The following is a 25,546-nucleotide window of genomic DNA, read 5'->3' as shown; positions in this document are numbered from 1 at the left end:
ATTATTTACCTTTCTTTCCTGCTACTGTTTTTCTTGGACCTTTACGTGTACGTGCATTTTTTTGTGTAGATTGTCCACGTACTGGTAAACCTTTACGGTGTCTTATACCACGGTAGCTTTTAATTTCCATTAAACGTTTTATGTTTAATGTTACTTCTCTACGTAAATCACCTTCTGTTACATAATTTTTAGCGATTTCACGAATTTTAGATAATTGATCTTCATGTAAGTCTTTTACTCTTGCGTTTTCATCAATTCCTGCTTGTGCACAAATTTCTTGTGCTGTTGATTTACCAATTCCATATATGTATGTAAGTGATATAACAACACGTTTATCATTAGGAATTTCAACGTTTAAAATTCTAGCCATATTTTCCCTTTCTTAAATATTAACCTTGTCTTTGTTTGTGTTTTGGTTGAACACAAATTACACGGTTAATTCCTCTACGTTTGATAATTTTACAATCTTTACAGATTTTTTTAACACTTGCTCTAACTTTCATTTTGTATCTCCTCGATTTTATTTATGACGATACACAATGCGACCTTGAGTTAAGTCGTAAGGACTCATTTCAACATCAACTGTATCACCTGGTAAAATTCTAATATGATTAACTCTCATTTTTCCAGAAATGTGAGCTTTAATTGTTAAACCATTTTCAAGTTCAACAGTATATAAATCTGTTGTATGAGCTTCTTTTACAACAGCTTTTATTTTTAATCCGTCTTTAGCCAAATTAAATTCCTTTCGTAAGAATAACACCTTTTCCGTTTTTAATTAAAACAGTATGTTCATAATGAGCTGTATTAGTACCATCTTCACTAACAACTGTTCACCCATCATTTTTAATATAAATATTTTTTGATTGAGTTATCATAGGTTCAATGCAAATAACCATTCCATCTTTTAATAATGGACCTGTACCTGCATGTCCCGAATTAAAAACATCTGGATCTTGGTGTAATTTTTTACCAATACCATGACCACAAAATTCGGATGGTGTATATAATTTATTTTTTCTAATGTAACGTCCAATTGCATAAGATATATCTCCTACACGTGCCCCTGGTTTAATAGCTGCGACACCCGCTTCAAAAGCACCTTTAGCTACATTAATTAATTTTTGGTCTATTTCTGATATTTTGCCAACACCTTTTGTGAAAGCACTATCGCTATGGTAACCTTCTCAAACACATCCGAGATCAACGCTAACTAAATCTCCATCTTTTACGATTCTTTTGGAAGGAATACCATGGATCAATTCTTCATTTACAGATATACAAGCTGTAGCGGGAAAACCATATAATCCTTTAAAAGATAAATTTGCTCCCCTTTTTTTAATTTCTTTACAAGCTAATTGATCAATCTCTTCTAAAGAAACCCCTGGTCTTATGAAGTCTCAAAGTATTTGTTTTACTTCTGCCAAGATTTGACAACTTTTAGTAATTTTTTTTATTTCATTTTCTTTTAAAATTTGAATCATAAATTCTCCTTAAATGTATAAAAAATATAGATACCAAAAGTATCTAAATTTTAACAAAATTTTATAAAATTCCAAGTACTTTTTTTGCTACTTGTTCTGGAGCTAAACTTCCATCAACCACTTTTAACTCGTTCATGCCTATGTAGTAGTCTAATAATGGTTTTGTTTGTTCTTGATAAATTTTTAATCTATTTACTATTTTTTCTTCAGTATCATCATTTCTTATTATCAAGTCAGCACCATCTAAGTCACATTTTCCAGCAACTTTACTTGGTTTAAATTTAATATGGTAACCTGTACCACACTTAGAACATGTTCTTCTTCCTCCAAGACGTTCTAAAACAACTTCTTGAGTAACTCTTATTTCAATTACATCAAATTCAAATTCTTTTAAACTTTTTAAGTACTCGGCTTGTTGTACTGTTCTTGGGTACCCATCCAAAATAAAGTATTTACCTTCATTTTTTAATTTACTTATAGCATTAAATACTATTTCGTTGGTTATTTCGTCTGGAACATATCCTCCAGAATTAACATATTCTTGAACTTTTAATCCTAGTGTTGTTTTATTTTTTATTTCTGTTCTAAAAATATTACCAGTTGATAAATGAACTAAATTAGTTTCTTTTGTTATTAACTCTGCCACTGTACCTTTTCCAGCACCAGGTTGACCCATAAAAATTAAATTTTTTGTTATCACAATAATCCTTCATCTACATTGTTTACATCGTTAATATCATTAATATCTCTCGATAGACGTTTTGCTCTCGCTAAACGCATTGTTTTTCTTCTTGCTTTAAGTTGATCTAAAGTTTCAATACTTGTAGAAACTAAAATCATTAATCCTGTACCACCAAAAGCAATACTTTGTGGAAGAATACCGGCCATTATTTGTACAAATTGCATACTTCCTAAAATTAATAAATAAATAGAAGAAAATACACTTAATCTAAAAACTGTACCTATTAAATAATCTTGAGTTTCTTCTCCTGGTCTAAGACCAGGTATAAAAGTTGAATTTTTTGTAAAATCTTCGGCTATTTTATCGACTTTTGATTGTTGAATTCCCATTAATAATGAAAATACTCAAACAATCACAACTAGTAAAGTAAATCCTACAGGTTGTGTAAATTGAAGATTAGTATTAATTCATTGTTTCGCTATACTTGTCTCTGGAAGTAAATTTGCAATCATAGTAGGAAATGATAAAACCATCATAGCAAAGATAATTGGCATAATTCCTGCAGGATTAACTTTAATAGGTAATTTACCCATTTCTTTACGATTTCTTGAACGTCCTGCACCAACTTGTTGAATCGGAATATGACGTTCCGCTACATAAAATATAGCAATTATTAAAATAGTCAATAAATAAACACTAAAATATGTAACAACATCAATTATACCGGTCATAACTCCACTAGAGCCATTACCACCGATGTAATACTCTACCGCATTCTTAAATTGATACGGTAACCTTGCGGCTATACCAGTAAAAATAATTAAACTAGTCCCGTTCCCTATACCTTTGTTAGTTATTTGTTCTGAAATAAATAACGCAACCAATGAAGCAGATGTTAAAATGATTGGAATTATAAAATATATTAAAGTAGATTCGCTTAAAATGTTTGTTCCAACAATTTCGATAAAACCTCTTGTTCCTTGCGCAGATAATGACTTGACTAAGAAAACGGCTTGTGGATAAGCTATAATTAGAGTAACTAAACGAGTAATGATGTTTATTTTTCTACGACCTTGCGGACCACTTTGACTCAATTTGTAGATTGGCGGAAAAATTTTAGACTGTAAAATCATCATAATTAACGATGCATTAATAAACGGACTTATTCCTAAAGCAAAAAGCGAAAATTGCCTTAAACCTCCACCACCTATTAAATTTAAAGTATTTAAAAATGAATTTTCTGAGAGTTGATTTTGATTTTGAATTCTAATGAAAGGAGCTGTAAGAGAAGTTCCTAAAATAAAAATAACCAAAAATAATAATGTAAAAATTCCTTTTTTTAATAATTCTTTTGTCTTTCAAAAAGAAACTCATGATTTAGAAAATGCTCTAAAACCACGTCTTATATATAATATTAAACTATCCAATGTTACCTCTTTTTTGTATTTTAATTATATAAAATTTTTCTATTTTTAAAATTATTAAATTTAACCAATATATTTGCATAAACAACTGCTATTGATATTTTTTTGTAGAAAAAATAAAAAATTAAATTTAATTTTAGTAAAAATAATATTTAAAACGCATATTATCCTACATTTTATGCACTAAAAATAATAAAAAATATATAATTTAAATAATATATTAACAAAAGGAGAAAAAATGATTAATATCGTACTTTATCAACCTGAAATTTTCCCGAATACAGGTAATATTATCAGAACTTGTTTTGCTTTGGGTATGAAATTACACATAATAAAACCTACTAGTTTTGATTTGCATCCAAAATATCTAAAAAGATATGGTGCAGGCAGAATGCTTTCTGATATTAAACATGAAATACACTCATCTTACGAAGAATTTGCAAAAAAATATCACGACAAAAACATCTACTACATAACAAGATATGGATTAAAAAATTATACTGATATAAATTATAAAAACGTCTTTAATCAAAATAAAGAAATTTGATTAATGTTTGGTAGAGAATCAACCGGTATAGATAAAAAAATTTTAAAAAATAATATCGATAATTGTTTGAGAATACCTATGGTTTCTGCAATGAGATCAATTAATTTAGCAAACTGCGTTTCTATTTTAGGATTTGAAGTTATGAGACAATTAGACTTTAAAGACTTATCATTATTTGAAGTAGAAAAAGGGAAAGATTTTCTAATCGAAAATGATTTTAAGTAGTAGACAGAATCCTAAAATTAAATTTTTAAAAAAATTACTTGATAAAAAATATAGAAGAGAAAATAAAAAGTTTTTAGTTTTTGGTTATCACTTAGTTGAAGAAGCTAAAAATTCCGGAATTATTGAAGAAATTTTTGAAATACCCGGAAATGAAAAATATAAAAATTCCACATTAATTGAAGAACATTTAATAGATTATATTTCACCAACAAAAACAACACAACCTATTTTCGCTTTATGCAATAACAAAAAGATTAATAATATTAAAATAAATAAAGTAATTTTATTAAATAATGTTCAAGATCCAGGGAATATCGGAACCATCTTTAGACTTGCAAAAGCATTCGATTTTGATACTGTTATAGTCGAAAACACAGATCCTTATAATGACAAAATAATACGTTCGTCACAAGGTGCTATGTTTTCAATAAACATAGTAGAAACTAAAGATAGCATAGGCACAATTAAACAACTTAAAAAAAATGGTTTTGAAATTTATGGAACACTTTTAGATAAAAGTTCAACAAAACTTAATGACACATATTTTAATAACGAAAATATGGTTATTATTTTTGGTAATGAAGGTGTAGGAATTGATAAAAATATAATTGCTCTACTTGATCAAAAAATCTATATACCAATTAGTTTTGAAAGTTTAAACGTCTCTATGAGTGCTGCCATAATTTTAAATAAAATAAGAAACGGATAAACAATGAATAAAAAAAGCAATTTTAAAATTTTAGAATATATTCAAAATGTAAATATTCCAATAACATTAAAAGGTTATAGTACTCTTGAAATCGATAAACTACTAGAAAAAATTTATTCAGAAATTAGTATTTTGTTGAACGACTTAGAAATTGAACAAAAGCAAAAAAAAGAATTAGAAAAAGAATTAATAAAAATTCAAACAAAAAAGGAACAACTAGAATTTGACTTAATTAGATTGAAAACACAATTATCTGATATCAAAAAAGGAAAAAATGAATAACGAAAACGAAAAAGAATACAACAATTTAATTAATTGATATCCCGGACACATGGCAAAAGGGATTAGAGAAATAAAAGAAAACGCAACGCTTGCCGATATCTTTATCGTTGTACTAGATGCAAGATGTCCAATTAGTTCATATAATGAAGATTTTGATAAAATCGCTCCTCAAAAGCAAAGATTATTCATAATAACTAAAAGTGATTTGATGGATCAAAGTAAAAAAGATGCAATTACAAAAAGATTTAAGGGTGAACATATTCTTTGATTAGATTTAAGAAAAAATAAATCAAAGAATATAATTTTAAAAAAACTTAAATTAATGAGTCAAGAGAGAATTGAAAGAAACAAAGCAAAAGGATTGATACAAACAAAAATAAAATCATTTGTTGTTGGTATACCAAATTGTGGCAAATCTACTTTAATAAATTTAGTTTCTCCAACTTCGAAATTAAAAGTTGCAAATTATCCTGGTGTAACAACTAAACAAAAATGAGTCGTTAATGGTGAATTTTTATTTTTAGATACACCTGGTATATTACTACCTAAATTTTATGATCAGGAAGTCGCTATTAAGTTACTTGCAATTGGTTCAATTAAAAGCGAAAATTTTGGTAGAGAGTTTGTTGCTACAAAAATTTGAGCACTTCTATCAAAATATTATCCAACTATAATAGAAAATTGAGGATTAAAACCTTCTAATGACGATAAAGAAATTTACTCATTATTTCATGATTATGCAATCAAATTTAATTTTTATAAAGAAAAGGGTAAACTAGATTTAGAAAAAGCACAAAATCATTTTATACAGTTAGTAAAAAATATGTCAGGCGTAACTTTTGATTAAACCTATTTTTGATCCAATCACATATGAGGTTAAGAAATCTAGTTTTATTTCTTACATTTTTAGATTTGAATCAAAAACAGAATTAAAAAATATTTTAAACCAGTTAAAAAAAGAACATAAAAAATAAAGACATATTTGTTACAGTTATATAATAAATAATGATGGTGTCGAATCAGGTGGTTTTAGCGATGATGGAGAACCTAAAAATACTGCTGGTAGACCCATGTTTGAACTAATGCGAATAAAAAATATTTCAAATGTATTAGTTGTTGTGATTAGATATTTTGGTGGCATAAAACTAGGTGCCGGAGGACTAATTAAAGCATATAGAATATCAAGTTCACAAGCAATAGATAAATATTTAAAGGAGACAAAAAATGATTAAATTAATCAAAAAAAACACAGGTAAAAATCAAGTTTTAAAACCTGCATTCGAAGGGAAAGAATTTCCTAAATTCATAACAAAGAAAAACTTTGTTTTAACTGAAGATTTAGAAAACAAAATTTCATATGTGTTTTTCGATAAAGAACACCAAACAGTAGACGCTTTAGCTGATTTTGCATTAAATTTTGCATCTTCACACAAAAGAAGTTATGAAATTTTATTATCAGACTTTTTAAGTGTGTACGATATGAAAACACTTTTAAGAACTTTTATTCTTAAAAGTTATTTTGCAAAAGCAAAATTATTTAAAAAATCAATAGAAACAGAAAAAGAAGAGAAAGAAAAATTATTCTTAATTTTAGATGAACAAAGCCACAAAGAATTTGCATCGTTAACTAAAAAACTTTTTGTATTGGCCGAAAATATTCAAAAAACTAGAAATTTACAAATTATGCCTGAAAACTTTTTGAATTCTGAACAATTAGCTTCAGAAATTACAAGAGATTTTAGTGGTATACCAAACTTAACAATTGACGTTTTAACTAAAAAAGAAATAGAAGAATTAGGAATGGGTTTATTATTATCAGTTAACAAAGGAAGCACACACGAGCCAAGAGTTGTGGTTGTCAAATACAACGGTAACCCTAAATCCAATGAAAGCATTTCAATAGTCGGAAAAGGGATTACTTTTGACACAGGTGGTGTAAATACAAAAGGTTACTACATGGATGGTATGAAATACGACATGTCAGGTTCTGTAATTAGCGCTTATGCAGTAAAAACATTAGCGCAATTACAAGCAAAGGTTAATGTTTCTGCTGTTATGGCTATCACAGATAATAGAATCAACTCAGATGCATCACTACCTGAGAATGTTTATCGTTCAATGAGTGGCAAATGAGTGGAAGTTGTTGATACAGATGCCGAAGGTCGTTTGGTTTTAGCTGATGGAATTTACTACGCAGCAGAAAAATTAAAACCTACAACAATTATTGATGTAGCAACACTAACCGGATCTATTTTAACAGCTTTGGGTAACGTTTACACAGGTATTTGAAGTACAAATGATGAAAAATGAGAAAAATTTGAATCTGCTTCTGAAGAAGCTAATGAAAAAGTTTGAAGAATGCCACTTCATGAAGATTACAACAAAGGAAACAAAGGATCTAAAGTTGCTGATTTAGCTAACTGATCAAAAACTGTTCGTCCAGATTCAAGTCAGGCAGCGATGTTCTTAAAAGAATTTACAAAAGATATTGATTTTATTCATTGTGATGTAGCGGGTACAGCAGATAGAAGTGGAGAACCTCAAGGTGAATTAATTTCAACATTAGTTGAATTTGCACTAAAATATCAAAATTAATATAAAAAAAGTTGTAAAATTTAAACTATATATATTAATATACTAGAAAGGAAATATTATGAAAATTAATTTAATAGATAATAAAAGAAATGATTCTATATTATTAAGCGCCATTTTTAAAGGCGAAGAATATCCAAAATCATTAATAGAAAAAAATTCAGTAGTTACTGATTATTTTAACGAAAACAAATCATTTGTTTTCTTAGGTAAAAAAGAAGACTTAAAGTTTTCTACATTATATAATTTTGCAAAAGGATTATTTACAAATTTAGGACGTGATTTACAAGTTAACTTAGATACATTCGTAACAGAAAAAGTTAGTCTAGCAGAAGTTGTTAAGGCTTTTACAGAAGCATATTCTTATGTAACAGCAGAAATTTACAACGCCAAAACAAACAAAAAAGATGATAAATTTAATGTAAGCTTATTAAGCGAAAAAGCAACAGAAAAAGAATTAGAACAATTAAACAAATCAAACATTCTTTTAGAAGCTGTTAACTTTGCAAGAAACTTACAAATTACACCTCCAAACATTTTAAATTCTGAAGAATTAGCAAAAAGAGTCCAAGAAGACTTAGCTCAATACGATAACTTAAAAGTAACAGTTTTAAATAAATCACAAATTGAAGAATTAGGAATGGGATTATTACTTTCAGTTAACCGTGGAAGTATGTTCGAACCTAGAGTTGTAGTTATTGAATACAATGGAAATCCTGATTCAAAAGAAAAAACTGTTTATGTAGGTAAAGGTATTACATTCGATAGTGGTGGTTACTCACTTAAACCAGGTCGTTCAATGTTAGGAATGAAATTTGATATGTCAGGTTCAGCATTTGTTGCTAGTGCATTAAAAGCTATTGCACAGTTAAAACCAAAAACAAATGTTGCTGCAGTTATGGCTATCACAGATAACAGAGTAAACGGTGATGCTTCTTTACCTGACTCAGTTTGAACAAGTATGAATGGTAAGACTGTTGAAATTAACAATACAGACGCCGAAGGTCGTTTAGTAATGGCAGATGGTTTAACATATGCTGTTAGAAACTTAAAAGCAACAAGATTAGTTGATGTAGCTACACTTACAGGAGCAATAGTTGTTGCCTTAGGAAGCACATATACAGGTGTTTGAGCAACATCTGAACAAGCATGAAAAGAACTTAAAGATGCTTCAGATGTACAAAATGAATTAGTATGAAGAATGCCACTTGACGAAGCATATGCAAAAGAAATTAAAAACTCTCCGGTTGCTGACTTAAAAAATACTGATTTAAGTGGTGCAGGAGCTGGTAGTTCTTCAGCAGCCATGTTCTTAAAAGAATTTACTGAAGGTGTTGAATATATTCACCTAGATGTGGCTGGTACAGCAGACATAGGTGGTAGACCAACAGGTGTTATGGTTAAAACATTAGTTCAACTAGCATTAAACTCAAATAAATAACAAATTAAAAGCTTAAGAGATTTATTCTTAAGCTTTTAATTTGTTATTTGTTTTTAATCTTTTAAAGTGATTACACATTTTTATTAAATCTAAAATATTTTTTCTTTTAGCAAAAATTCTTTAACTTCGAATTTAAAATTACATTAATATAATTTTTAAAATGTTATTTCCAAAAACAACATTTTTAAATAAACATTTTATTTATTTTAATGATTTTAAGTTAACTAAAAAATACTTTTTTACTCTTATGTGTCATTTTTTTCAACTTCATTTAAACACTAAATCAATAAAAATCGAAATTAAATTGAACTTAAAAAAATATTTTAGCTAAAAAATATTAAAAATTTACAGAGTAAAAAATATTCACATAATTTAAAGTAGCAAAATTGTTTAAATAAAAAATAAAAAACTTACATATAATATAGAAGATTGAAAATGTTTTTATTTTACACTATAAGTTTAGTTTTTTATTGGAAATTTTTTTGAAATAAAAAATATTATAATGGAAATTTTAAAATAAAAAAATCTTTAAAAATATTTATTTTTAAAGACAAAAAATTAAAATTGAGGTCTAACAAATAATTCTAAATTTATTTCTTGTCAATAATAAATTTACATCTAATCTAAGAGACAAAATTTTGTTTTTCAATTTTGAATTAAATCCATCGAAATATAATAAAAATACCAAGCGCAAAACTTTTACACTTGATATTTCGTTTTGTTACATTTTTTAATAGTTTCATACTATTTAATTTTATTAATCTCTAAATTCTAAATAACTACCAAATGCTATTACTGATGTATCACTGCTTGGAATAAAAATATCTTTTTTAAGACTAGTATTAAGAGAATCTGAATAAGTATATTCTCCTGTCTTTTTATCAATACTTATAATATCATCTGAAAATTCAAATCTTATTGGTAGATCGTTTTCCAATTCACTAAAATATGCTACTTTACCCCTATATGGTGTATGATCATTACCGTTGTTATAAGGCTGAGAATCTAATAAAAGAATATAAAATTCCTTTTCGCTTATTTTTCGTTTATTTGCATTTACAACATAACCCAATGAACTATAATTTCCATTACGATCATATGGTAAAAATTTAAAGTCACCTACATTTTCATATGTTATACTTGGGTCTTTAATTAAAACTCTAAATTTAGTTGCTCCAGCTTCATAATTTTCTACTCTTGTAATTACAAATTTATCATTTCAATTTCTAAAATCTGCTTTTGTAGCAACTAAGTATTTTCCTTCACCATCTTGATTATCAAATTTAAATGAATACTTAGCAAATATTTGATTATTTGCAACTTCAGTACCTGTAAGTGTAATATTAGTAATTCTATTTTCTAAACCATTAGTAACATTAAAATTAACATTTGAGTCTTGTAATGTAGGATTTTCATTTTTATTTCAAGTTAAATTACCTTTTGTGAAAGTTGCATTTATAAAATTGCTTGCATTTTCGAATGAAACTACTTGATTTTTATCATATCCTACTTTAAAAGAATCTAGTTCAAATCAATGATCTGTTTGTGTTTTATTTAAAATTCTTATTTTATCAGTTATTACACCACTATGATTTACAAAAGTTTGAGTTTTTGTGTTATTACCTTTCTGTTCACTGAAAGGAACTCAGACACCTGATTGATCTTTATATTGTATTTCGAAATTACTTAAAATATCATTTGGGTTTGATAAACCTTGTTCTAGAAATACTTTTGTGATAGGTTGTTTTTTTGGTAATGATACAGTAAATGTTGCATTTTCCACAATTTTATGCTTAGTAGATTCATCATTGCCACCTTTTCAAGCATGTAAATATGTATCGTTATAAAAATCAAGTGCATGAGCATACGGATGAGAATCATATGGTACTTGTACTTCTTTTTCAGGATTTTCAGGATTTTGGTCATGAGCTAATCCGAGATAGTACCCATTATCATCTAAATTATCATTTTCGTATCCGACTTTAAATGTATCCATTCTTAATCAAAAACTAGAGTGAGCTTTATTTATAATTCTAACTTTATTAGTTTCCACAGGTTCATTAACAAACAATTGTAATTTTTTATTTGTTCCTTCATTTTTATTAAAATTAGTTCAAGTACCATCAGAATTTAAATATTGAATGTCAAATTTACTCAACACATCATTATTATTTTTTCCTTGTTTTACTAATACCTTAGAAATAAGTTTTTTGCTAGGTAACGAAATTGTCAATGTTGCACCAACAGCAATATCACCACCACCGTTATTTTTATTAAGATAATATTCTGTGCCTGCATAACTGTTATCAAACAAACTTGTTGAATTTCCTTGTACTCCTTTAAGTTCTTTCTCAGAACCACTACCATTAAAATCATATACTAAATTTTTGTAGTACCCGTATTCATCTCTACCGTCAATTTTTTCAATATTTATTTCGTCTGTAGTAGTATCTTTATGTTCTGTATCGGCTGTTACATCACCATCTTCTGGAGTTTCTGTGTGTTCTCCTTCTGTTGAAGCACTACCATCTGCTGGAGTTTCTGCGTGTTCTCCTTCTTTTGGAGTATTACCATCTGCTGGAGATTCTGTGTGTTCTCCTTCTGTTGAAGCACTACCATCTGCTGGAGTTTCTGCGTGTTCTCCTTCTTTTGGAGTATTACCATCTACTGGAGTTTCTGTGTGTTCTCCTTCTTTTGGAGTATTACCATCTGCTGGAGATTCTGTGTGTTCTCCTTCTGTTGAAGCACTACCATCTGCTGGAGTTTCTGTGTGTTCTCCTTCTTTTGGAGTATTACCATCTGCTGGAGTTTCTGTGTGTTCTCCTTCTGTTGAAGCACTACCATCTGCTGGAGTTTCTGCGTGTTCTCCTTCTTTTGGAGTATTACCATCTGCTGGAGTTTCTGCGTGTTCTCCTTCTTTTGGAGTATTACCATCTGCTGGAGTTTCTGCGTGTTCTCCTTCTTTTGGAGTATTACCATCTGCTGGAGATTCTGTGTGTTCTCCTTCTGTTGAAGCACTACCATCTGCTGGAGTTTCTGCGTGTTCTCCTTCTTTTGGAGTATTACCATCTACTGGAGTTTCTGTGTGTTCTCCTTCTTTTGATAAACCGCCGTTTGTAGATGTGTCTTTGTTATCTAATTTATCTAACCTATCATTAGATGATGAACTTTCGTCAATATTTTTTTTATCATTATCTTTTTTAACTTTATTAGCAGCTAAAATAGACACCGGAATTGCAACTGCAGCAGTTACTCCGGCAATCGTTAAAAGTATTAAACTTCTTTTTAATTTCATTTTTAATGTCCTTTATATATAAAAAAATTAATTTTGTTATTTTGTTATTTAAAATATAAGTCGCTTCGCAACTTAATAAATTAAACACCAAATATAATAAAAAGTAAATAAAATATCTAAAAATCAGCTTAAAATAACGTTTTTTCTTAGTGATAATTTTATAATTGAATTTAGTATTTAATTAATAAAATTAAAATTAAAATGGTTTATAATTAAATATAAAACACTTATTCTTTCAAAAGTTAAAAAAGTGCTATGTAATAGAATAGCAAATAATTAAATAAAAAATAAAATTTATAAATAAAAATTTGAATATAGCAATAAAAGGAAAATAATATATGATAAAAAAGAAAAAAATAATTATAACTGCATTATCTTTAACTACTTTTTCAATTATTACGGCTACAACAATAGGTGCATTATTTCACATAAATAAAAACAATATCGAACAAAATAAACAAAAATATAAAAAAGAATTAAAATTAAAAATTCAAAATAATGATAGTGATGTTTTAGATAGTTTTAAGACAAATATTTTAGACAGTTACCCAAAATACTCAAACGTAAAATATTATGAAAAACTAAATAACGATATTGTTATAATATTTTATAAATTAAATACATTATTTAAAAATTCAAATAATTTAAATAACGATGAAAAATATTACATTTTAAATAAATTTGAAGAAAAATATAAAAAAATTATCAAATATGATAATTTAGAATTTAAAGATTTTTCAGAAAAATTAGATAATTTGTCAATCTTCATTTCTGAATTAAATAATAATTTAATAAAAAACCTAAAGGAATTGAAACAGTCATTTTCTCATTTTGTTAATCCAAAATTTTCTAACTTTAAAGGAAATATATTATCAGAGTATGACGTTTTAATAAATAGTAATAAGAATATCGATTTAAATACTAAAATTATTAATTTTTTAAGTTCTATTAATAATTCAATTAACTTATACAATAAAATTTCTAATATAAATACTATTAAGAATAGTTATGAAATAAATGAGTTATGAACATTTTTAAATAACTTAATAAATAAAGAAAACTTTAGTTACAATGATATCAACATAAAAAATATTACAAAAATAGATAAATTAAACGAACTTTTAACATCAATTTTAAATAAAGAACAAAAGGTTAATGAATATAAAGAAATATTATCAAATACACTTTCAAATTTTAAAAATAAGAATGTTATAGAATTTAAAAATAAAATATTAGAGAACTACAACCGATTTGAAATTACAAATTATGAAATATTTAATAATAACATTTTTAAAGTAATTTTAAAATTAAATGATTATTTCGAATTTAAACAAGCAAAAGCTTTAGAAGGAATAAATATTAGTTTCACAAACGAAAGCAAATTTATTAATTTAACTAATGAAATAAATAAAATAGTAGAAGCAAAAATAATCGATATAACAAAACTTAATGATTATTTAGAAGAAAAAATTATCGAATGAAAAAAACTTGCAGAATCTAGAAATATTTACATAATTTCTCAAAATAATAAAATGGAAGAATATTTAAATTCAATCGATGAATATAATTTAAAAAATTCCATAATAAGAGATATATATTTTTCAAAAAAACAAATTGCATATAATAATCAAGAAATTAAAGAAAATCTAGTAAATAAACTATTAGAAAATGATTTTAATATTGAAATTGCAAATAATATAAATAAATATTACGAACTATCATCATTTGACTTCGAAAATAAACTTAACGAATCTTTAATTTTATTAAAAGAAAACATAAGCTCATTAGCTATAAGTGACTTGATTACAGAAATTAAAGAATATATTCAACATAATAATTTACAATCATTAGAAGATGGCTTTACAGAAAACAAACAAACTCTTATTAAATCCATAACCGATAGTAATAAAATTTCAAGCGAAATTAAAAATACTCTATTAAATGAAGTTAACTCTTCAGTAGTGAATTTTGAAATTAATAATATAAAACAAGAATTAAATAAATACGAAAATAAATTTGAAGAAAAAACAAACTTATTAATTGAGAAAATAAAAAGTTTTGAAATTATTAACGAAATAAAAAATGACATAATATTTAGAGTCAAATTAATTAAAACTATTGATCAATTAGGTGCTCAAGAAATTTATTTTGATCAATTAAACAATTCAATATTAAATTTATTGAATAAAATTCAATCTTTCGAACTTAAAATAAAAAATAAACAAATTTTAGGCAAAAAAGAATTGGATTTCTATATGTTTAAAAACAAACATAGAAAATTTTTTACAAATCAACTTAAACAATATGATTTTACAAGCGAAAATTTAAATTTAGATAAATTAAAATCGGTGATTAATGAATTAATCCAAATTGAAAACGAACAAGACAACACTTCAAAAACAGCACATCAACTTTTAGAAGAAATGACAGTTTCTAAATTCAATCTTAATAATTTTGAAGAAGAATCAAAATATAATTTGGATTCACTAAAAAGTTCTGGTTCATTTAATTTAGAAAACGCTTCTCTTTTCTTCGATCATTTTGATAACGATAAATTTAATTACATAATTAAGGATTTAAAAGTTTCTGGAGATAACTTAGAAATACTAACAGTTGTGGTTGAAGCAAAAATAAAAGGTGTAGATAATTTTTCTATAACATTTGAAAAATCTAGAACATATGAACGAGGTATAAAAGACCAACTTGATGCGATAACATTTAACGAATTAGATTCTTTATTTAATATTAATTATGATTTACTTAACTCATATACATTAGATGAATTTAATAACTTAAATAATAATCAAAGAAGTAAAATATTCGAAAATTCTAAATTTGAACTGAATAATTTTTTTAAATACAAAATTTCTAATATAAATATCAATAACAATATTTTAAATGGGAATGTTGACGTTTTATATAATAACCAAATTTTAAAATCAATAAATTTATCAGCAATTAAACATTTTGTACCAAGAAAAACAACACTCGAAGAATACTGAGATGAAAATAATAAAAATAAAATATTAGAAATAATCAATTCAAACAACATTGAAAAATTATTTACTAATATTACTCTAAAAGACCCTACAAATAGATGAAATCATACTGATTTTTTAGCTTCACAAGCAATAGAAAAGTTTAACGAATTTTATAATCTTCCTAAATTTGGAAAATACCAAATTTATATTGAGTCAGTTGAAAATGTTGATGATTTCAGAAGAAGAGCAGATTTAAAATTATGATATACAGAAAATGGAGTTGAAGCGCCCAAACCTGAAAATGGTATTAACAACAAATTTACAATAAACAATTTTATGTTTTTAAATTATGAAAACATAAAACCAAAAGGTGAATATTTTACTTCTTCAGACTTTAATGATCAAAAATACACACAGATAACCGATACTAATATTCTTAATTTAATAAATCAAATGAATGAATCTGTAATTCATTGAAGACTAGCACAAGGTCATGTGAGTTATGGACCAGGGGTAATTACAAACTACCGTACTTTAAATCCTATTAATTTTATAGAACAAAAAGCTTTCAATAAATTTAACTATTTCTTTAAAATATCTAATACTTTTTGAGATGACAATAATGGTAGACATACAATAGAATCTAATGGAACTATTAAAGATGAATTAGATTATATTCCTTTAAGCGAAAAAGATAAAATTAATAAAGAAAATATAACTAGATTTGAAATGGATATAAATCCTTTAATTAATAATTACTTTTATTACTTTTACGACTTTAAATTAGTAGGTAGAAGAGGATTGAAATTCAAAATTGGTTGAATTAATAAACAAAATAGTAATATAAGATTTACCAATGACAAAGAATATGAATTAATTAATTTGGTAAACGACTATGAGCAAGCTATATATCCTGAAGTGATTGTAAATAATATATCTCTTGACGATTTAGTATTTAATAAAGAAATTTTAAAATCTAATAATGCTGAGTACTTCAAAAACCACAAAGATGAATTAAGAAATTCCTTTACAATAAAAACAGAAGAAAGTGATGGTTATATTTATTATAATAACTTTAGAATTAAAGCGTCAGATATAAAAATAGATGAAGTACAAAAACTTGAAAATAATGAGTTGTATATTAAATTAAAAATTAATTCCAAAAATATACTTAATAATCAAAATAAAGAAATAAAAGGTAAAAGTTGGTATAGAGTTATAGGATTTAAAGATTTTATTGAAACTGATTTAAAACAAATTAAAACTCCTCAATTCGAACAAGGTCCTTTGAGCACAATTTATATTTCGCATGATAAAGTTAAAAGAAAAAGACAAATTGAACCATTTTGAAGAGACCTTCTTTGGAAAGAAGATAAAAACGAAAATAATGCATATTGATATTTAGATAAAAAATATATAGAAAAAACTTTGTTAAGAAAAAATGTTTCTAGCGCTAAACTTATTTTTACAATATATGCAGGGTTGTTAAGCAATGATAGAGAGAAAAATTCAAGGGTTTGAGGTGATGGGGGTTGATTTACAGATAATACATATACATATACTATAGATTGAAACCAACTAAAAGAAAATAAAATAATAAAAATAGAGAAAACTGAGCCGCATTACACAAAAATTAATAATAAAAATTATGTGTATGATATATTCTTCATTTGAGAAGAAGAAAAAGGTATAAAAGTAGTAATCCAAACAAAAGATAGAAGTCAAAAAGTTGTTGTCGGTTCTCCTGAAGACTATAAATTTGAAGAAAATCAACTATTTGACCCAAATCACGCAATAGTAGTAATGCCATCAGCTGCCAAAGTAAGTATTGAATACACAAACAATTTACAAGATGAATTATTTGAAGTTAATTCAAATAGATTTGACTATAACGATGTATTTTATACTGATAATAATCAACCAATTTTATTTAGCAATGATTCTAAATTTCTTAACGAATCAGAATATTGACCAAACCAAAATGTATGATTCAAATTTCATAATGGATACCAAACCAATGTGGACACACTAAACTGAAATAAACATGATGATTGAAAACAAGCTAAAGATACTTGAATGAGATCAGTTCAATTTATAGGTCCTGGTTATTTTGGATCAACATCTATAATCGGTAAAGTAAATAACGATCCTAATGACTATAGATATTATTTAATCACAAATAGACACGTTATTGGTGGTGGTAGAATCAAAAACTTTAACGATATAAACAAAGATAACACAAAATATGAAGAAAACTTTAATTTATTGTTAGCTCCTAAACATAGAAAAAATGACATTAACGATTATTATGATGTTCTTTATGCACATATGGATAAAAAGAATATACCTACTACCGTTATATGATCCGGTGTTGAACAAATAGATAATAATAATTCAAATGAAAAAATTACAGTGGACTTAACAGTATTTATTGGTGATTTTACAGAAGCGTATAAAAAGGCTAAACGACAAGGTGACATGAACATTGTTTATAAACTTGATTATATAAATAATAAAATGAATAACGTAAAGTTCGATATTCATCCATTAATAGCAAGATCGAATAAAGTTGTTTCAAATCAAAATACAACGATTTTAGGATTCCCAAGCGGTAATATGTCAGGAGTTATTAACAGAAGGCCTGTTTATTTTAGAGGCGGAGAAGGAAATAATTGAAGCAAAAAAATTGATTTTGTAAATATTAAATTAGACGGCGATTACAAACCGCCAATATACTTAGGATCAGGTGGTTCTGGAACAAGTATGTATCTTGATAACGATACATACGTAGCAACTTGAAGTCAAGGTTGACACGCCGTTGAATCATCAGGTCCTACATTCGCAACTAAGACATTAAATTATATGGGAATGAACTTTAAAGGTGAAAATCCATTTGAAATTAACAACTCTAATTCTTTTGCAAGTCAAATTATAAGAGAAAACTTGAAACATCCGTATAAGTTCAGTACTCCATGATTCTTCAAAAATGATTACAAAGAAGAAGATGTAGATGAATAATTTACAAAAAATAATCAAATATTAAAAACATCATAGTTACATATTATGATAAGTTAGGTGAGCCAAATTTGTCACAAAACCCATATCGATAAAATCAATATGGGTTTTTATTCGATTATAAATACTTAATTAATTTACTTCATTTTCGCTAAAATTTCTTAATATTTTCTTTTAGGTTATGTGAATTAAGTATTCTTAAACCGACGTTGATTAAATTATCTTCTCTTAACTTATTTGGATTATTATATTACGATTAGAGTTGTTGAATAAATAAGTATTTTATTAAAAACACTATTTTTAAAATATATAAAAAATGTCTATCAATGATTAATATTTGGTGTATCACCAAAAAATGATAAATATATCGTTGTTAAAAATGAATTAAAAAATCAAACCTATTTAGTAGGCTTGATTTTTAATTATTAATCTTCGTCTTTATTTTGAATATTTCTTCTTTTAATTATTTCATCTGAAATACTTTTTGGAGTTTTTTCATAGTGATCAAATTGCATTTGGTATGTTCCACGTCCACTTGTCATAGATCTAAGTTCTGTTGAGTAACCGAACATTTCTGAAAGAGGAACTGCTGCTTTAACAACAACTGCACCATCCGATCTTTGTTCTTGATCGTTAACAAGACCTCTACGACGTGATAAATCACCGATAACATCTCCCATGTGGTCAGAAGGAACAACAACTGAAACGTCCATAATTGGTTCTAATAGTACTGTACCAATTTGATCTTTAGCTTTTGTAAGAGCTTTAGAAGCTGCTATTTTATAAGCCATTTCAGAAGAGTCGACATCATGGTATGATCCATCAAATAATGTAGCTCTCATATCGATCATTGGGTAACCAGCTAAAATACCAACAGCCATTTTTTCTTCAAGTCCTTTTTGAATTGACTTAATGTATTCTTTAGGAATTTTACCACCAACGATTTTATCAACGAATTCAAATCCACCATCTGGGTTTGGTTCGAATTTAATTCATACGTGTCCGTATTGTCCTTTACCACCAGATTGTTTGATGTGTTTTCCTTCAACGTCAGCTGATTTTGTAATAGTTTCACGGTATGAAACTTGTGGAGCACCAACTTTAGCTTGTACACCAAATTCACGTTTTAGACGGTCAACAATAATGTCTAAGTGAAGTTCACCCATACCAGCGATAATTGTTTGTCCTGTTTCTTCGTCTGTATATGTTCTAAATGTAGGGTCTTCTGCTGCTAATTTTTGAAGTCCTAATGATAATTTTTCTGTAGCTGCTTTTGATTCTGGTTCAAGAGCTTGAGAAATAACCGGTTCTGGGAAAACCATTTTTTCAAGAACTATTTTTGTAGCTTTTTCATCTACTAATGTATCACCTGTTGTTGTATATTTAAGACCAACAGCAGCAGCAATATCTCCTGCACGACATTCATCGATTTCAACACGGCTATTTGCGTGCATTTGAAGAATACGACCAATACGTTCTTTTTGTCCCTTTGTTGAGTTAAATACATAACTTCCTTTGTTTAATACTCCACGGTACACACGGAAGAATGTAAGTGAACCAACGAATGGGTCGTTCATAACTTTGAATGCTAAAGCTGCGAAATCACCTTCATCTTTAGCTTCAACACTAACTTCTTGATCTTCGTAATGAGCTTTAATAGCCGGGATATCTGTAGGTGAAGGTAAATAATCAATAACAGCATCGATCATTTTTTTAACACCTTTGTTTTTGAATGATGTTCCTAAAACTACTGGGAAGAATTCTGAACTTAATGTAGCTTTTCTAATTGCTGATTTAAATTCATCGATTGTAACTTCTTCACCTTCAAGAACTTTCATCATTAATTCTTCATCAAATGCTGAAGCTGCTTCTAATAATTCTTGACGTTTAATTTCAACTATGTCTTTTAATTCTTCTGGAATTTCTGTTGGGAATTCTTCTTCTGCTTGTTCACCGTTGTATGTAAATGCTTGACGTGTAACAAGGTCGATAATTCCTTTAAAGTGTGCTTCTGCACCAATTGGTCATTGAATAGCAACTGCGTTTCCACCTAAACGTTGTTTAACTGACGCTACTGAAGCTGCAAAATCTGCTCCGGCTTTATCCATTTTGTTAACGTAAACAATACGTGGAACTTTATAGTTTGTTGCTTGTCTTCAAACTGTTTCTGTTTGAGGTTCAACCCCTGATTGTGCATCAAGTACGGCAACCGCACCATCTAATACACGTAATGAACGTTCAACTTCAACTGTGAAGTCAACGTGACCTGGAGTATCGATAATATTTACTCTGTGTCCTTTTCAAAATGCTGTTGTAGCAGCTGATGTAATTGTAATACCACGTTCTTTTTCTTGGTCCATTCAGTCCATTTGTGAACCACCATCATGTGTTTCACCAATTTTGTGAATTTTACCTGTGTGGTATAAAATTCTTTCTGTTGTTGTTGTTTTTCCTGCATCAATGTGAGCCATAATACCGATATTACGGTATTTACTTAATTCGTAATCTCTAGCCATATTATTTAAAAGTAAAGTTTACACTATCATCTAAAGTGTGCAAATGCACGGTTAGCTTCAGCCATTTTGTGTGTATCTTCACGTTTTTTAATAGCTCCACCTGTTTTGTTTGATGCATCGATGATTTCATTTGCTAAACGAACATCCATTGTTTTTTCATTTCTAAGTCTAGCATATTGCACTAATCATCTAAGTGCTAATGTTTGTTTTCTACGTGTAGGAACTTCAGTAGGAACTTGGTAGTTTGTTCCACCGATTCTTCTTGTACGAATTTCTAATTGAGGAGTAATGTTTTCAACTGCTGCTAAAAACACTTCCATTGGTTCTTTTTCTGTTTTCTTTTTAATAATTTCAAAAGCTGAATATAAGATATCTTGAGCTATTGATTTTTTTCCGTCAAGCATAATTTGATTAATTAACTTTGTAACTACTACTGAGTTAAAAACTGGATCTGCAAGTACTTCACGGATAGGTGCTGATTTTTTTCTTGACATAAAGTCCTCCTTAATATTTATAAATTTAATTAATTATGCTTATTTTTTAGCTTTTTTTGTTCCGTATAAACTACGACCTTGGTTACGTTTAGCAACTCCGGCAGCATCTTGTGTTCCACGAACGATGTGGTATCTAACCCCAGGTAAATCTTTAACACGACCACCACGAATTAAAACAACAGAGTGTTCTTGTAAGTTGTGTCCTTCTCCTGGAATGTATGCTGTAACTTCCATTGTATTTGATAACTTAACACGAGCATATTTACGTAAAGCTGAGTTAGGTTTTTTAGGTGTCATTGTTGCAACACGAGTACATACACCACGTTTAAATGGTGAAGCCATTTTTTTAGATTTTTTAATAAGTGAGTTGTAGCTTAAGCTTAATGCAGGAGCATTTTGCTTTTTAATTTTAGAACTACGACCACTTGAAACTAATTGATTTGTTGTTGGCATTTTCTGCTTCCTTTCTTTAATATAATTTAATGTAATTTGTTCAACTATAAAATATAGCTTAATTATTATACCAAACAACATAGCCGTGTGTATCATATTTTTATTTTTTTTATGACTATATTGTAGGCTTAAAAGTTATTTTTAAATTATTTTTAATAAATTAAATTTAATTAAAATTAACTTTTTTCTTTTAAAAGATAACTTATCTTAAATAAAAATTAAACATAAGATACTAAAAAAATAAAAATTTATTATAATTTAGCAGTTTTAAATCAAAAAAGTGAATTGAAGGAAAATATGAATAAAAAATATAAATTTATTTTAGGAGCTTTAATTAGTCATTTACCATTAATTGCTATAACATCATGCACTAGCAATAAGTATGAAACTCCAAAGCAAGATACTGAAAAAAATAAAATTAACGAACTACCGAGCGATGATAAAAAAGAAAAATTAGCAAAAGATAATATTACTAATCAAAAAGATGAGACAGAATCTAACGATAAAAAATCTCAAAATAACGAAAATATTGATTCAGAGCCAAACAAAAACAATCAAGCTAACATCGAACAAAATAATAATACTAATCCTAAAACAAAAGAACAAAAAGATAAATTTTTAACCTTAAAAGACATCAAAAGAAAATTCGAAAATGAAATTTTGAAATACGAAAACAACGGCGAAAAATTTAATATTTTAAAAAACGATATAGAAAATACTATAGACAACATAAATAAAACACTTGAAAAAGAAAGTTTGTTGGACGAAGAAATTCAAGTAGAAATAAACAAATATAACTCATTGTTTGAGATTTTAAATCAAAAATCAAATAATATCCAATTAATTTTGGATTTAGAACAATTAAGCAATATTATTAAAGAAAATAATGATAAATATGAAAATAATAATGAACTGAAATTAAATGACTTAAATTCTAAAATAAATGAAAATAAAAATTTTATTTCTAATGAAAATAATAGTTTACAAGCTATAAAAGAAAAAAATAAACAATTATATAATTTAAAAACAGAGTATATATTAAAAAATAAGAAAAGAATTAATAAAATAAAAGCTGAAAACTCAACCCTTTATAGATACGCGATCGCAAAAGAACATGCAGAAGCGTTATTAAATTATTTAAAAAATACATCTGTAAATTCCTTTGAGAATGTGAAAAATAAATTTAATGAAATTACGAACAAATCGAGTTCTGACTTTAACGATAAAATAAAGCTATTAGAAAAACTAGTTAATGATGAAAAGGTAAAAATTAATGATGAACAAAAGAAAAATGCAGAAAATCTTAATTTAGATTATAAAAGTGAATCGTTCATAAATTACTTTGAAGGTTATAACTTTTCGACAAAAAATATATCAACATATAATGAGAAAAACGAAAAAGTTATTTATGTTGGGTTGTTAGATATGATTTTTAACCTTGATGGACTTTTCAAAAATAATGGACTAAGCGTTATTAAAAAAGAAGATAAAATTATTGAATATACTTTGCCTAATAATGAAAAAATAAGAATAGATTTAGGAAAAAATATTTTTTCAGCTACTAGTGCTAATTTTTGAAATTTTGTAAAAGATAATGATTCTCTAGATTCTAACATTCATTTAGATATTTATAAAAGCAACAAAATATTTAAAGGTAAAGAATGAGTTGAATATTCTTTAGCCGATGCTAACTTTAAATTTATAAATACAAATAATGATATTTTGATGCCTTTACCAATTTTTAATATACTTTTTGCGAATCCGAATTATTATAATTTATATTTAAGCAACGATAATATAGTCGGGTTTAACACTATTTATCAAAAACAACAAGATAAATTAAATAAAATATCTTATATCAGTTCAAGTCAAGACAAAAAAGACAGAGATTATAACTTTAATACACTAAAATTTTTAATGAATAATTTTTATGGATTGAAAGATAAGAAATTCAAAGACAAAAAATGAGAAAGTACAATAAGCGAATATCAAAAACAATTAATTTTATCTACAGATGTAAATAAAAATAATTATGGTTATGTTGATGTGTTACAAAATAATTTATCAGATAGACACACAGTAGTAAGAAACTTTTCATTCTATAATGGAAATTTTCAAAACAATGATGGTAATTTAGACAAAATAAGTAATTATGGAATGCAAAATGTAAACTTAAATAACTCCCTATTGAGCACTATATTTTTATATGAGCAAAAATCCAAATATTTAGAATTACAAAATAAGGAGAAATTTAATGATTTAAAAGTAGAAAATAATACCGCATTTCTAACAACATATAATTTTGACTTTAGAGAAAATCCTGATTTAATTCTAAATAGCACATTCCAATTTTATAAAGATAAACTTAGTCGAATAAAAAAAGACAATTCTCAAAAAAGTGAAAATGAAAAAATTAAAAATATAGTAATTGATTTAACAACTAATGGTGGTGGAGAAACAATTTCACTATTTAAAGCACTAAGTTTCTTAACCAATAAACCTATTTACGATTACCAAATTAATATGAACGATAATTCTGTAATTGTTAACTACTATAATGTTGATAATAACGAAAATAACGATTTTTCTGATAACGATAGTTTCCAAGATGATTTTAAGTTTTATATTCTAACATCTAATAGTACATTCTCTGCTGCGAACATTATGGCTCACATAGCAAAAGACAACAATTTAGCAACTATAATCGGTAATAATTCAGGAGGTGGTGCTTTTTCTGTTTTACCTACTTCATTACCAGACGGAACTACACTATATATGTCATCAGTTAATGGTTCATTTTCTAATAAGAATAATAACCAAGAAATAAATAATATAGACGATTTAACAGATGTTGAGGAACCAGTAATTCCACAAATAAAAATAGACTATAAAGATTTTTATGATTTAAAATATATTGATAAGTTATTAACAAATAAAAACGATAATAATCCTAATTCAGAATTGCCAAACATTGCTTTAGAAATAGAAAAAAGAAATTGAGGTTTTAGCCAAAAAAATCTTGAAGAACAAAAAAATTTAATTGACACTAGATTTGACGAAATATCAAAAAATAATTTAAATATTGTCGATAATGAAAACGATATTTATTCTTTTATAAATGACTTTCAGTTTGGACGTAGAAATGTTGAGCGCGATGATAATAATGCGTTACAAGAAAGACTATTAAGTGTTAAACAAAAAATAAAATTAATGCTAGATAAATTAAATATAAATGAAAATCAATGAGTAGATCAAGTTGAAAATAGTTACGGACTCTTTTTAAGAGCAAAAGATGATAATACGCTTGAATTAACTATTATGCTTACAAATTTAAATGAATCATTACTTTCAAAACCATTAACAATTAAATTTAATGAAAAATAAAAAAATAAGCATCGTAACAATT

Annotated in this window: 19 protein-coding genes; 9 read left to right on the top strand and 10 right to left on the bottom strand. The window is 26.7% G+C overall.

Features of this window, described 5'->3' with window-relative positions; all coding sequences use genetic code 4:
• Window position 1 precedes the first annotated feature (1 nt).
• The 6 genes from rpsM to secY all read right to left on the bottom strand — a co-directional run bounded on the left by rpsM (window position 2) and on the right by secY (window position 3,593).
• Entirely contained in the window at window positions 2-370 is a 369-nt protein-coding gene (gene rpsM / locus KQ876_RS00190; protein WP_205852284.1) for a 30S ribosomal protein S13, read from the bottom strand.
• A gap of 19 nt (window positions 371-389) precedes the next feature.
• The gene (gene rpmJ / locus KQ876_RS00185; RefSeq protein ID WP_174893073.1) at window positions 390-503 is read right to left on the bottom strand and encodes a 50S ribosomal protein L36; all 114 of its coding nucleotides are present in this window, start codon (window positions 501-503) and stop codon (window positions 390-392) included.
• A 17-nt stretch (window positions 504-520) separates the two neighbouring features.
• Window positions 521-721, bottom strand: a complete 201-nt coding sequence (gene infA / locus KQ876_RS00180) for a translation initiation factor IF-1 (RefSeq protein WP_371813988.1) — start codon at window positions 719-721, stop codon at window positions 521-523.
• Between the two features lie 16 nt (window positions 722-737).
• Window positions 738-1,484 carry a type I methionyl aminopeptidase gene (gene map / locus KQ876_RS00175; protein WP_205852283.1) on the bottom strand — a complete coding sequence of 249 codons (747 nt, stop codon included), beginning with the start codon at window positions 1,482-1,484 and terminating at the stop codon, window positions 738-740.
• A gap of 61 nt (window positions 1,485-1,545) precedes the next feature.
• Complete coding sequence (locus KQ876_RS00170; RefSeq protein WP_205852282.1) at window positions 1,546-2,184, bottom strand: nucleoside monophosphate kinase; 639 nt, start codon at window positions 2,182-2,184, stop codon at window positions 1,546-1,548.
• Complete coding sequence (secY, locus tag KQ876_RS00165) at window positions 2,178-3,593, bottom strand: preprotein translocase subunit SecY (RefSeq protein WP_216489744.1); 1,416 nt, start codon at window positions 3,591-3,593, stop codon at window positions 2,178-2,180. The genes KQ876_RS00170 and secY overlap by 7 nt, the downstream gene beginning before the upstream one ends.
• Before the next feature lie 235 nt (window positions 3,594-3,828).
• Here secY and KQ876_RS00160 point away from each other — a divergent pair, with 235 nt between their 5' ends.
• From KQ876_RS00160 to KQ876_RS00130, 7 genes are all read left to right on the top strand, one after another.
• Entirely contained in the window at window positions 3,829-4,362 is a 534-nt protein-coding gene (locus KQ876_RS00160; protein ID WP_205852280.1) for a tRNA (cytidine(34)-2'-O)-methyltransferase, read from the top strand.
• On the top strand, window positions 4,349-5,071 hold the full coding sequence (locus KQ876_RS00155) for an RNA methyltransferase (RefSeq protein ID WP_205852441.1): 723 nt from the start codon (window positions 4,349-4,351) through the stop codon (window positions 5,069-5,071). The genes KQ876_RS00160 and KQ876_RS00155 overlap by 14 nt, the downstream gene beginning before the upstream one ends.
• A gap of 3 nt (window positions 5,072-5,074) precedes the next feature.
• Window positions 5,075-5,353 (top strand): hypothetical protein, encoded by a 279-nt coding sequence (locus tag KQ876_RS00150; RefSeq protein ID WP_205852278.1) that lies wholly within the window; start codon window positions 5,075-5,077, stop codon window positions 5,351-5,353.
• Window positions 5,346-6,200 carry a ribosome biogenesis GTPase YlqF gene (gene ylqF, locus KQ876_RS00145; RefSeq protein WP_205852440.1) on the top strand — a complete coding sequence of 285 codons (855 nt, stop codon included), beginning with the start codon at window positions 5,346-5,348 and terminating at the stop codon, window positions 6,198-6,200. The genes KQ876_RS00150 and ylqF overlap by 8 nt, the downstream gene beginning before the upstream one ends.
• 133 nt (window positions 6,201-6,333) lie before the next feature.
• Window positions 6,334-6,585, top strand: a complete 252-nt coding sequence (locus KQ876_RS00140; protein ID WP_374978435.1) for a YigZ family protein — start codon at window positions 6,334-6,336, stop codon at window positions 6,583-6,585.
• Window positions 6,578-7,948: a M17 family metallopeptidase gene (locus KQ876_RS00135; RefSeq protein WP_216489742.1), complete on the top strand. Its 1,371-nt coding sequence runs from the start codon at window positions 6,578-6,580 to the stop codon at window positions 7,946-7,948. Before KQ876_RS00140 ends, KQ876_RS00135 begins: the two co-directional genes overlap by 8 nt.
• Window positions 7,949-8,006: 58 nt before the next feature.
• Window positions 8,007-9,386, top strand: coding sequence for a M17 family metallopeptidase (locus tag KQ876_RS00130; RefSeq protein WP_216489741.1), 1,380 nt, complete (start codon window positions 8,007-8,009; stop codon window positions 9,384-9,386).
• Window positions 9,387-10,143: 757 nt separating this feature from the next.
• Here the strand turns inward: KQ876_RS00130 and KQ876_RS00125 are convergent.
• On the bottom strand, window positions 10,144-12,681 hold the full coding sequence (locus KQ876_RS00125) for a hypothetical protein (protein WP_216489739.1): 2,538 nt from the start codon (window positions 12,679-12,681) through the stop codon (window positions 10,144-10,146).
• Window positions 12,682-13,019: 338 nt separating this feature from the next.
• Between KQ876_RS00125 and KQ876_RS00120 the strand changes: the two genes are divergently transcribed.
• The gene (locus KQ876_RS00120; protein ID WP_216489737.1) at window positions 13,020-18,680 is read left to right on the top strand and encodes an MGA_1079 family surface serine endopeptidase; all 5,661 of its coding nucleotides are present in this window, start codon (window positions 13,020-13,022) and stop codon (window positions 18,678-18,680) included.
• Between the two features lie 422 nt (window positions 18,681-19,102).
• Here KQ876_RS00120 and fusA read toward each other — a convergent pair whose 3' ends face one another.
• The 3 genes from fusA to rpsL are packed head-to-tail and all read right to left on the bottom strand — an operon-like array spanning window position 19,103 to window position 22,140.
• Window positions 19,103-21,193: an elongation factor G gene (gene fusA, locus KQ876_RS00115; protein ID WP_205852099.1), complete on the bottom strand. Its 2,091-nt coding sequence runs from the start codon at window positions 21,191-21,193 to the stop codon at window positions 19,103-19,105.
• Window positions 21,194-21,216: 23 nt separating this feature from the next.
• Window positions 21,217-21,687 carry a 30S ribosomal protein S7 gene (rpsG, locus tag KQ876_RS00110; protein WP_174893085.1) on the bottom strand — a complete coding sequence of 157 codons (471 nt, stop codon included), beginning with the start codon at window positions 21,685-21,687 and terminating at the stop codon, window positions 21,217-21,219.
• Window positions 21,688-21,726: 39 nt separating this feature from the next.
• Entirely contained in the window at window positions 21,727-22,140 is a 414-nt protein-coding gene (gene rpsL / locus KQ876_RS00105; RefSeq protein WP_174893086.1) for a 30S ribosomal protein S12, read from the bottom strand.
• Between the two features lie 297 nt (window positions 22,141-22,437).
• Between rpsL and KQ876_RS04215 the strand changes: the two genes are divergently transcribed.
• Window positions 22,438-25,524, top strand: coding sequence for a S41 family peptidase (locus KQ876_RS04215; protein ID WP_216489735.1), 3,087 nt, complete (start codon window positions 22,438-22,440; stop codon window positions 25,522-25,524).
• The last annotated feature ends 22 nt before the right edge of the window (window positions 25,525-25,546 follow it).

It is taken from the genome of Mycoplasma sp. CSL7491-lung (assembly GCF_018913965.1).
Taxonomy (GTDB): domain Bacteria; phylum Bacillota_I; class Bacilli_A; order Mycoplasmatales; family Metamycoplasmataceae; genus Mycoplasmopsis.
This window is presented reverse-complemented; position numbering and strand designations above follow the sequence as displayed.